This window comes from Streptomyces scabichelini (assembly GCF_011045015.1).
GTDB lineage: Bacteria > Actinomycetota > Actinomycetes > Streptomycetales > Streptomycetaceae > Streptomyces > Streptomyces scabichelini.
Map to the genome: position 1 here is coordinate 45,182 of NZ_JAAKZY010000050.1, position 8,972 is coordinate 54,153.

At 70.8% G+C, this 8,972-nt stretch carries 5 protein-coding genes; 2 read left to right on the top strand and 3 right to left on the bottom strand.

Going from position 1 to position 8,972, the window contains the following annotated elements; all coding sequences use genetic code 11:
* The first annotated feature begins 43 nt into the window (after positions 1 to 43).
* Together G5C60_RS52165 and G5C60_RS17970 are read left to right on the top strand one after the other, a co-directional pair.
* Complete coding sequence (locus tag G5C60_RS52165) at positions 44 to 1,612, top strand: S8 family serine peptidase (protein WP_165260395.1); 1,569 nt, start codon at positions 44 to 46, stop codon at positions 1,610 to 1,612.
* A gap of 280 nt (positions 1,613 to 1,892) precedes the next feature.
* Positions 1,893 to 3,809 carry a BTAD domain-containing putative transcriptional regulator gene (locus G5C60_RS17970; RefSeq protein ID WP_165260397.1) on the top strand — a complete coding sequence of 639 codons (1,917 nt, stop codon included), beginning with the start codon at positions 1,893 to 1,895 and terminating at the stop codon, positions 3,807 to 3,809.
* 20 nt (positions 3,810 to 3,829) lie between these two features.
* Here G5C60_RS17970 and G5C60_RS17975 read toward each other — a convergent pair whose 3' ends face one another.
* From G5C60_RS17975 to G5C60_RS17985, 3 genes are all read right to left on the bottom strand, one after another.
* A complete protein-coding gene (locus G5C60_RS17975; RefSeq protein WP_165260399.1) occupies positions 3,830 to 6,370 on the bottom strand; it encodes an FtsX-like permease family protein in 2,541 nt (846 codons plus the stop codon).
* A gap of 1 nt (position 6,371) precedes the next feature.
* The gene (locus tag G5C60_RS17980) at positions 6,372 to 7,148 is read right to left on the bottom strand and encodes an ABC transporter ATP-binding protein (protein ID WP_165260401.1); all 777 of its coding nucleotides are present in this window, start codon (positions 7,146 to 7,148) and stop codon (positions 6,372 to 6,374) included.
* 115 nt (positions 7,149 to 7,263) lie between these two features.
* On the bottom strand, positions 7,264 to 8,682 hold the full coding sequence (locus G5C60_RS17985; RefSeq protein WP_165260403.1) for a lipase maturation factor family protein: 1,419 nt from the start codon (positions 8,680 to 8,682) through the stop codon (positions 7,264 to 7,266).
* Positions 8,683 to 8,972: the final 290 nt, after the last annotated feature.

Here is an 8,972-nt window from a genome sequence, read left to right on the forward strand (position 1 = left end):
CGCCCACGAACCAGCCACCACCGAGCCGAAGGGGACTCCGATCGTGCATCGCACGCTCTTCAACCGTCTCGCCCACCGCTCACCGGCGTTACTCGTCGCCGCCGCCCTCGTCGCGGCGGCCACGGTGTCCGCGCCGACCGCCACCGCCGCCGAACCAGGCCGCGCGAGAGCGGAATCCGCCGCCGCGTCAGCCGGTTCCGACGCACCGGGCACGCTCAGCTATCTGGTGAACGCCAAGGGCGGCCCACTGGGCACGTCGGCGGCCGTGCGAGCCGTCACCGCCGAGGGCGGCACGGTGATCGCCAGTTACCCGCAGATCGGTGTCGTGGTGGCGCACTCCGACCGCGCCGGCTTCGCATACCGCGTCCGCGGCAGGTCGGGCGTCGCCTCCGCCGGAGCCACGCGTACGGTCCCGATCGGCGCGAGTCCCGGCACCGCCGCCGAGCGCGGCGCCCTCGCGTACGAGCAGCCCGTCGGTACCGCGCCGAAGGCAGGTGCCGCCCGCTCCGCGAAGGGCGAGGAGCCGCTCTCGGCCGAGCAGTGGAACCTCCGCCGGATCGGTGCCGACAAGGCACACGGTGTCACGGTCGGCAGCCCCGGTGTCCGGGTCGGCGTCATCGACACCGGTGTGGACGACACCCACGAAGACCTGGCCGCCAACTTCGACGCCGCGAACTCCGTGAACTGCGTGGGCGGCAAGCCGGACCGTAAGGCCGGCGCCTGGCGCCCCGACCCGTCCACCGCCGGCTGGTACCACGGCACTCATGTGGCGGGGATCGTCGCCGCCGCGAAGAACGGCAAGGGCGTCGCGGGCGTGGCCCCCGGCGTGCGGATCGCCGCCGTCAAGGTCGCCGAGGGACAGGGCGGCTACTTCTACCCGGAGAGCGTCCTGTGCGGGTTCATATGGGCCGCCGAGCACGACTTCGACATCACCAACAACAGCTACTTCGTCGACCCCTGGTACTTCAACTGCCCCGGCCAGCCCGACCAGAAGGCCATCAGCGAGGCGCTGCGCAGGGCCACCGGCTACGCCCAGCTGCGTGGTGTGCTGAACATAGCCTCGGCCGGGAACCTGCACCTGGACCTGGCCGACAAGACGGTGGACAGGGCCAGCCCCACCGACTCCGAGCCGAGCGCGCGGCCGGTCGACAACTCCTGCCTGGACCTGCCCAACGAGCTGCCCGGAGTGCTGACGGTCACGGCCACAGGCCCCAAGGACCTGAAGTCGTCGTACTCGAACTACGGAACCGGCGTCGCGGAGCTCACCGCACCTGGCGGCGACCACCTCCTGCAGGCCCCCGTGCCACCGGCCACCACAGGGGCGGTGCTGTCCACCTTCCCGGGCGACCAGTACCAGTGGCTGCAGGGCACATCGATGGCGGCCCCGCATGTGACGGGCACAGCCGCACTGCTGAAGTCCCGTCATCCGGGATGGGGTCCGTTGCTGCTGACCGGCGGGCTTCTCGCCCAGGCAGACCGGCTGGCCTGCCCGGATCGGTACGACCTCGACGGGAACGGCGAGCCGGACGCGGTCTGCCAGACCCGGTGGGGCAACGGCTTCTACGGCGCGGGCATGGTGGACGCGGCACAGGCGGCAGGCGTCCGCCGCTGATCCACCTCAGGCAGGAAGTCCCGCTGTCAGAAGTCCAGTTGAACGAATGTTCCTACGGCTTGACGAGGGGTCAGGAGTAACATTCGATTGGTGGTGCGCGGGCCGGGGCTTGGCGGAGAGCATCACTCGGCGAACAGATCGACAACTGGGGAGCAAGCGCCACTTGACCAGTGGGAGCGCTCCCGTAGCAGTCAAGGGTATCGGGGAACCCATGGATCCAGCGCTGCAGATCAGGATATTGGGACCGCTCCAAGTGATGTCCCGGGCCAAGCCGGTGAGAGTGAGCTCCTTCAAGCAACGCGCACTGCTCGCTGCGCTCGCCTGCCGGGCCGGCTCCGCCGTCTCGGTGGACCGGCTCGTCCGGACGCTGTGGGGCGATTCCCCGCCGCGCACCGCCAACAAGAACCTCCAGGTCTACGTATGGCACCTGCGCAAGCTCCTCGACGAGGAGGAAGCCCCCGGCAGGCTCCAGTACGCACCTCCCGGGTACCGGCTCGAACTGCGTCCCGGCGAACTGGATCTGCACCGGTTCCAGCACGACGTCCGCAAGGCCCGTGCCGACCTCGCCCGAGGCGAGGTCGAACCGGCCGCCGGCCGGTTCGCGGCGGCACTCGACCTGTGGCACGGTGAAGCGCTGGCCGATCTACTGGCCGTCCCCACCCTTCAGGCGGAGTCGGTGCATCTGGAGGAAGTCCGGGCCGGGGTGATGGAAGATCACTTCGACGCCGAACTCAGCCTCCGCCGGTACGCCGAGGTCGTCGATGCCATCGGGACGGCGATCCGCACTCATCCGTTCCGGGAGCGGCTGCGGGTCCAGCAGATCCAGGCGCTCTACCTGTCCGGCAGACAGAGCGAGGCGCTGGCGGCGTACGACGCCGTACGTCTGCTGCTCGCCCAGGAGCTCGGGCTGCAACCCTCGTCACAGTTACAGCAGTTGCAGGAGCTGATCCTCGGCGGCGGCCCCTTGGAGGAACTCCCCGCTCCACGCGCCACGATCGTCGTGAACCACACCGCGCGCCCCGCCGTCCCGGCCACGGACGCGGACGCGGCAGACGGACACGCCGCACCCCTGGCCGCCCCACAGCCGGAAGCCGCCGATGTGGAGGCCCACACCGGCCGCACCCGCCCGTCCCGGAAGAGCGTCACCACCCAGCCGTCCGACCGGCGTGGAGCCACGGTCACCCGCTGGACCCGTCGGCTGCCGCGTACCATCGGCGACTTCACCGGTCGGGAAGACGCGTTAGGCGTCGCGCTCACGGCCATCCGCACCGGCGGTGCCTCGCTGATGGTGGTCACCGGGCCGCTCGGCGCAGGCAAGACGGCGTTCGCCGTCCATCTCTCCCACCAACTGGACCATGACTTCCCCGACGGGCAGTTGAGCGTCGACCTGGCCACTCCGGGAGGCGCCCCCCGTCCCTCGTCCCTGGTGCTCACCTCGCTGCTGCGCACCCTGGGCGCCGACCCGGACGCGTCCGTGACCGACACCGGTGAGTTGGCCGGCCTGCTGCGGGCCCGCCTTGCGCCGCTGCGGATGCTGATCCTGCTCGATGACGCCCAAAGCGAGGCACAGGTACGGCCGTTACTGCCGGGCACCGGATCCTCGGTGACCGTGGTCACCGCGCGCTCCCGGCTGGCAGGCCTGGAGGCCGCCCGTGTGATCCACGTCGGCCGCTTCGGCCGGGCGGACGCGTTACGGCTCCTCGATCGCATCATCGGCGCGGACCGGGTCAGCGCCGAACGCGAGGCGGCCGAGCGGATCGTGGACGCGGTGGACCGTCTGCCCCTCGCCGTCCGGATCGCCGGGGCCCGGCTCGCCGCCCGGCCGAACCTCTCGCTCACCCGCTACGCCGCCCGGCTGGCGGATCCGCGGCGACTGGCCCGCGAGCTGACGGCGGGCGATCTCTCGTTCGTGGACCAACTCCGACGGGCCTACCGGCAGTTGTCGGCCACGGAAGCCGAGATGCTGCGACTGCTGTGCGCCGCTTCGGAGCCGCTCACATCGGAACGTGCGGGCACACTCCTCAGCCGGCCGGCGGGCACCGCTGAGGGGCTCCTCGAGCGGCTGACGGACCTGCACCTGGCAGAGGTCGAGTACAACGAGGACAGAGACTCAAAGGTCCACGGCTACCGCCTGCCGCTGCTGGTGACGGCCTCGCTGCGCGAATGGATCAAGCCGAGCGAGTTCCCGAAGCTGTGACCGCCCGGCCCGCACCCCTCTCAGTAGCGCAGCGCTTCCGCGGGCCGGGCCCTGACCGCCACCGCCGCCGGAAGCAGCGCGGCCAGTACGCCGAGGACCCCGACCCCGGCCACCACCAGGCCGTACTCGCCCCAGGGCACCGGCAGCGCGAAGCCACCCGTGACGGCCGAACCCGCCCCGGCGAGACCGACGAGTGCCGCCGCCGTGCCCACCAGGGCACCGATCACGACCACGACCAGCGTCTCCAGGCCGACCATCGCCGTGATCTGCGCGCGCGTGGTGCCCACCACCCGCAGCATGGCCAGCTCCCGGCTCCGTGCCGCGGTACCCATCACCAGCGTGTTCACCACGGCCAGCGCCGTGAACGCGACCAGGATGCCGAGCGCGAGATAGGTCCCGCGATTGCTGTCCTTGTACGCGTCCTTGAGCGCGGCCGAGTAGTCACCGGCGCTCAGCACGGCCGCCGTCGGTGTGGACAGCGATCCTGGCTCCAGCGTCTTGCCGCCCTTGACCAGCACACTGCTGACCAGCGATTCGGCCAGATGCCCTCGGAAGGCCGATTCCGGCAGCAGAACGTCGCCGAAGCCCAGCCCCCGGTCATAGACCGCCCGGACCGTGCGCTCGGCCCGTGCCCCGTCCGGGAACCAGCCGATGACGGTGTCCCCGATCGCGTAACCACGCTGCCGGGCCAGCGTGGAACTCACCGCCACCGCACCGGGTTCGCCCAGATCCTCGATGCGGCCCTCCTCCACGCCGAGGTCGAGTACCTTGCCGACCGTGGCCGGATCCACCGCCTGCGCGGCCATCGCTTCGGTGCCGCCCATGTGCGGGGTGATGAACGAGGCCGAGCGAGTGGGTGAGACAACCGCGCCGGCACCGGCCGCCTCGCGCACCGCTTCCACCACCGAGGCCGGCAGCTCACCGCCGCCCGCGCCCACCACCACCTGGCCGGCCAGCAGCCGTTCCCGGCTCTGGTCGACCGTGCCGTTCTGCAGCGCTCCGGTGACCAGGATGGTCATGCACGCCATCGCCACACTCAGCATCACCGCCGACGAGGCGGAGGCCACCCGGCGGACGGCCGAGCGCGAGTTGGCGTCGGCGAGTTCACCCGTGACGCCGGTCAGCCGGGTGATCGGGGCGCCCACCATCCGAATCAGCGGCCGGGCAAGCGGAGGGGCGAGGAGCGCGGCGGCGGTCATCAGCATCATCACGACCAGGGACTGCAGAGCGGCCCCCATGTCGGCGCCGATCCACACCCCGTAGGCGGCCACCGCGGGTGCGCCGAGTGCCATCAGCACACCGATCACCAGCCGGGTACGGGGCAGCCGGGCCGTCGGCCGATCCGCTTCGGCCAGCGCCTCGGCCGGCCCGATCTTCGAGATCCGCCGGGTCACCGACCAGGCGGACAGCAGCGTGAGGGCGAGCCCCGCGCCCGCCCCGATGACGAAGCTCAGCCAGGTGAACTCGGCACGGAACTCCGGCGGGGCGACGTCCTGGGCCACCAGCGTCGCGCTCAGCGCCCGTGCCATCGGGATCGCCAGCAGACAGCCGGGGACCAGCGCGACCACGGCCACCATCAGTGCCTCTATGTTGACCATCCGCCGGATCTGACGGGGAGTGGTGCCGATCGCGCGCAGCATGGCGATCTCCCGGGTGCGCTGCAGCACGGCCAGGCCGAAGGCCCCGGCGATGACGAACGCGGCCACGAAACCGGCGATGCCGCCGACCGAGCCGAACATAAGGGTCGTCACGAACAACCGGTCGGCGGTCTCCGGGGATCCCTCCTTGGACTTCGCGGACCCGGTCAGCACCTCCAGATCCGTACCGGCCAGAGCGTCGCGCATCCGCTCGGCCAGGACCGGCGCCGACACCCCGTCCTCGGCCAGCACTCCCAGGTACTGGCTCCGCTCCCCGGCCAGCCGTTCGGCCTCGGCCGCCGAGAAGAACAGCGCGGTCTGGGAGGGCAGTTCGTCCCGCCCGCGCGGTGCGGCGGTTCCGCTGACGGTGTAGACCGCGGTGCCCTCGGCCGCCACCACCGTCACCTCGTCGCCCACGGACAGTCCGCCGCGCCGGGCGGCGGCCACGTCCAGGACCACGTCCCGGTCGCCGTCCGGTGCCTTTCCGGCGCGCAACTCGTAGGGGGTGAGCGCGGCGGCCTCCCAGGCATGCCCGTGTGACGGTCCGCCGTCCGGTGCGGTCGGAACCGGGCCGCGACCGGAGACCGCCTGCGCCAGGAAGGGGGTGTCGCCGACGGTGCCCGCCACCCCGTCCACCGCCGCCACCCGCTCGGCCGTCCCGTCAGGCACCGGGGGAGGGGTGTCGAGGCCGACGGTCGAGACCTCACGCACGCCGTCGGAGACGGTGGTCAACTCGAGGCTGTCGTCGGTACGCACCACAAGAGCCGCGGCACCGAACCGGTCCACCTGCGGAACGGCCCGGAATCCCGACTCCATCAGCGCCGCACATGCCGTGATGAGAGAGGTCGCGAGGAGCACGGCGAGAAGCGACCCGACGAAGCCGAACCTGTGGACCCGCACCGAGCTCAGCGCCAGCCGCAGCACGTCAGGCCTCCAGCCGGGTCAGCCGCTCCGCCACCTGCTCGGGGTCGATGCCGGGCCCGTGCAGCTGATCCACGATCCTCCCGTCGGCGAGGAACAGCACCGTGTCCGCGTACGAAGCGGCCAGCGGATCGTGCGTGACCATCACCAGCGTCTGCCCCAGCCCGTCCACCACCTCGCGCAGCAGCCGCAGCACCTCCCGGGCGGTCGTCAGGTCCAGTGCCCCGGTGGGTTCGTCCGCGAACACCACCTCGGGGCGGGTCACCAGCGCCCTGGCCACCGCGACCCTCTGCTGCTGCCCGCCCGACATCTCCGCCGGCCTGTGGCCGAGCCGGTTCTCGAGCCCGGTACGGCGCACCACCTCATCCAGCCAGTCGGTGTCCACCCGGTGCCGCCCCAGTCGCAGCGGCAGCACGATGTTCCGTTCCGCGGTCAGCGAGGCCACCAGGTTGAACGCCTGGAAGATGAAGCCGATACGGTCCCGGCGCAGCAGCGTGAGCTGCTTCTCCTTCAGCCCGGCCAGATCGATGTCACCCAGGAGCACCCGCCCCGAACTGGGGTTCTCCAGCCCCGCGGCACAGCGCAGGAAGGTGCTCTTGCCGGAGCCGGAGGGCCCCATGACCGCCGTGAACGTGGCCGGCCGCAGGGACAGAGTGATGCCTCGCAGGGCGTCCACCGCCGCACGGCCCTTGCCATACCGCTTGGTGACGTCCTCCAGGCTGACGGCGGCCCTGCTGGGCTCCGCGGTGGCCTCGGCTGCCAACTGATCCGGCTGTGCCATGAGATGCGTCTCCTCCGGCAGAGGGCTGAAAGTGCCGGGACAATGATTCTGAGGCCGGGTTTCCATCCGGTTTGATAGCGGTATTCGGGCACGTATCGACAGCGGTATTCGGGCACTACACCTTCTGCGCGGAGCCCTCCAGCCGCGTCGGCGGCAGGAACTCCCGTACGTACGTCCGCTGCCAGCAGGCGCCCGTCTCCCGCAGCTCGCGCCAGTTCGTGTACCGATAGCGGTAGAGGCGGGCGCGCACATACCTGGGCGGCTCGTCCGCCGGGAACGGGGAGCGGCGCAGCAGCCGCAGGGTGTCCCGGTCGTTCTCCAGCAGCCGCTCCATCAGCGCGCCGAACCAGGAGCCGGCGTACGCGGGGGAGAGCGCCACGAACCACATCAGCCAGTCGAGCCGCAGATGGTACGGGGCGAACTGGCGCGGCCAGTGCCGGGGATCACCCGGCTTGCCCTTGAACTCGTACTCCCGCCAGTCGGAGTCCGCGCGCGGCACCTCGTCCGCCGTGCCCTCGATCACCACCTCGTGCCTGAGACGGCTGACGCTGCCGAACGCCCCGTAGGTGTTGACCAGATGGAGCGGGTCGAAGGAGCGGTTCATGACCTGGCGGCGGGAGACCAGATTGCGGGCCGGACGGTAACTGAGGGCGAGCAGCCCCGCGGCGACGGCCAGGACCACGATCTCGTACCAGAGCGGGGCGTCCGACGGGCCCCGCGTCACGCCGTAGTCCACGGCCGACAGCGCGACCACGATCGTGATCCAGTTCAGCCAGGCGAAGTTGCCCGACAGGACCAGCCACAGCTGGGTGACGATCATCAAGGACGCGGCGGCCGTCGCGATGGGCTGTGGGGCGAAGAGGAAGACGGGGACGATCAGTTGGGTGAAGTGGTTGGCGGCCACCTCCACCCGGTGGACCGGCTTCGGCAGCCGGTGGAAGAACCAGCTCAGCGGGCCCGGCATCGGCTGCGTCTCGTGGTGGTGGTCGAGGCAGGTCAGCTTCCGCCAGCACTCGTCCCCGCGCATCTTGATCAGACCTGCCCCGAACTCGACGCGGAACAGGATCCAGCGCAGCAGGAAGAGCACCAGGACCGGCGGGGCGACCTCGTCGTTGCCCAGGAAGACGGCGAGGAAGCCGACCTCCAGGAGCAGGGACTCCCAGCCGAAGGAGTACCAGGTCTGGCCGACGTTCACGATCGACAGATACATCGCCCACGGCACGAGCCACAGCAGCATGCCGCCCCAGAGCGGCAGTCGACCGTCCAGGCCCGCGATGAGCGCCACCGACACCGCGCAGCCGGTCCAGGCCCAGGCCGCGAAGAAGCGGTCGGAGTAGTGGAGGTGGAACACGCTCGGTGCCCGCCGGAACGGCACCCGGGCGACGAAACGGGGCACTGGCAGCATGCCGCGCTCGCCGGTCAGCGCGCGGAACTGCAGCGCCGCGCTCAGGAACGCGAAGAGATACATGACGGCCAGCGCCCGCTGGAAGACCAGCCGGCTCATCCAGTACTCGGGGGCTGTGAACCACTCCACCGCGCGTGCTCCCTTCCCTCCCATTGTGACGCTGCGTGACATCTTCACCTGCGGGGTGCCCGGAACCGGCGCGGACATCGGCCCGGAAACCATCCCCGACAGCCTCGGCGTACCCGACGGCGGCGGCCTGATCCCCTGACGAGTCGAGTCCGCTCACATTCCTGCCGTGACGAGAAGTCGAAGATTCGGCCAATCCCTGGCAAGGTAACACATCTCCCATCCCACGAGACCCACCCAGATCTGGTATGCCGTCGTCTGCTTGTAAATAAAAAAAACATCTCCCACCCAGG

Excerpts from the sequence above, each read along its gene's own strand:
- G5C60_RS17980 (WP_165260401.1), bottom strand. The coding sequence starts at position 7,148 with ATGGCACAGCCGGATCAGTTGGCAGCCGAGGCCACCGCGGAGCCCAGC.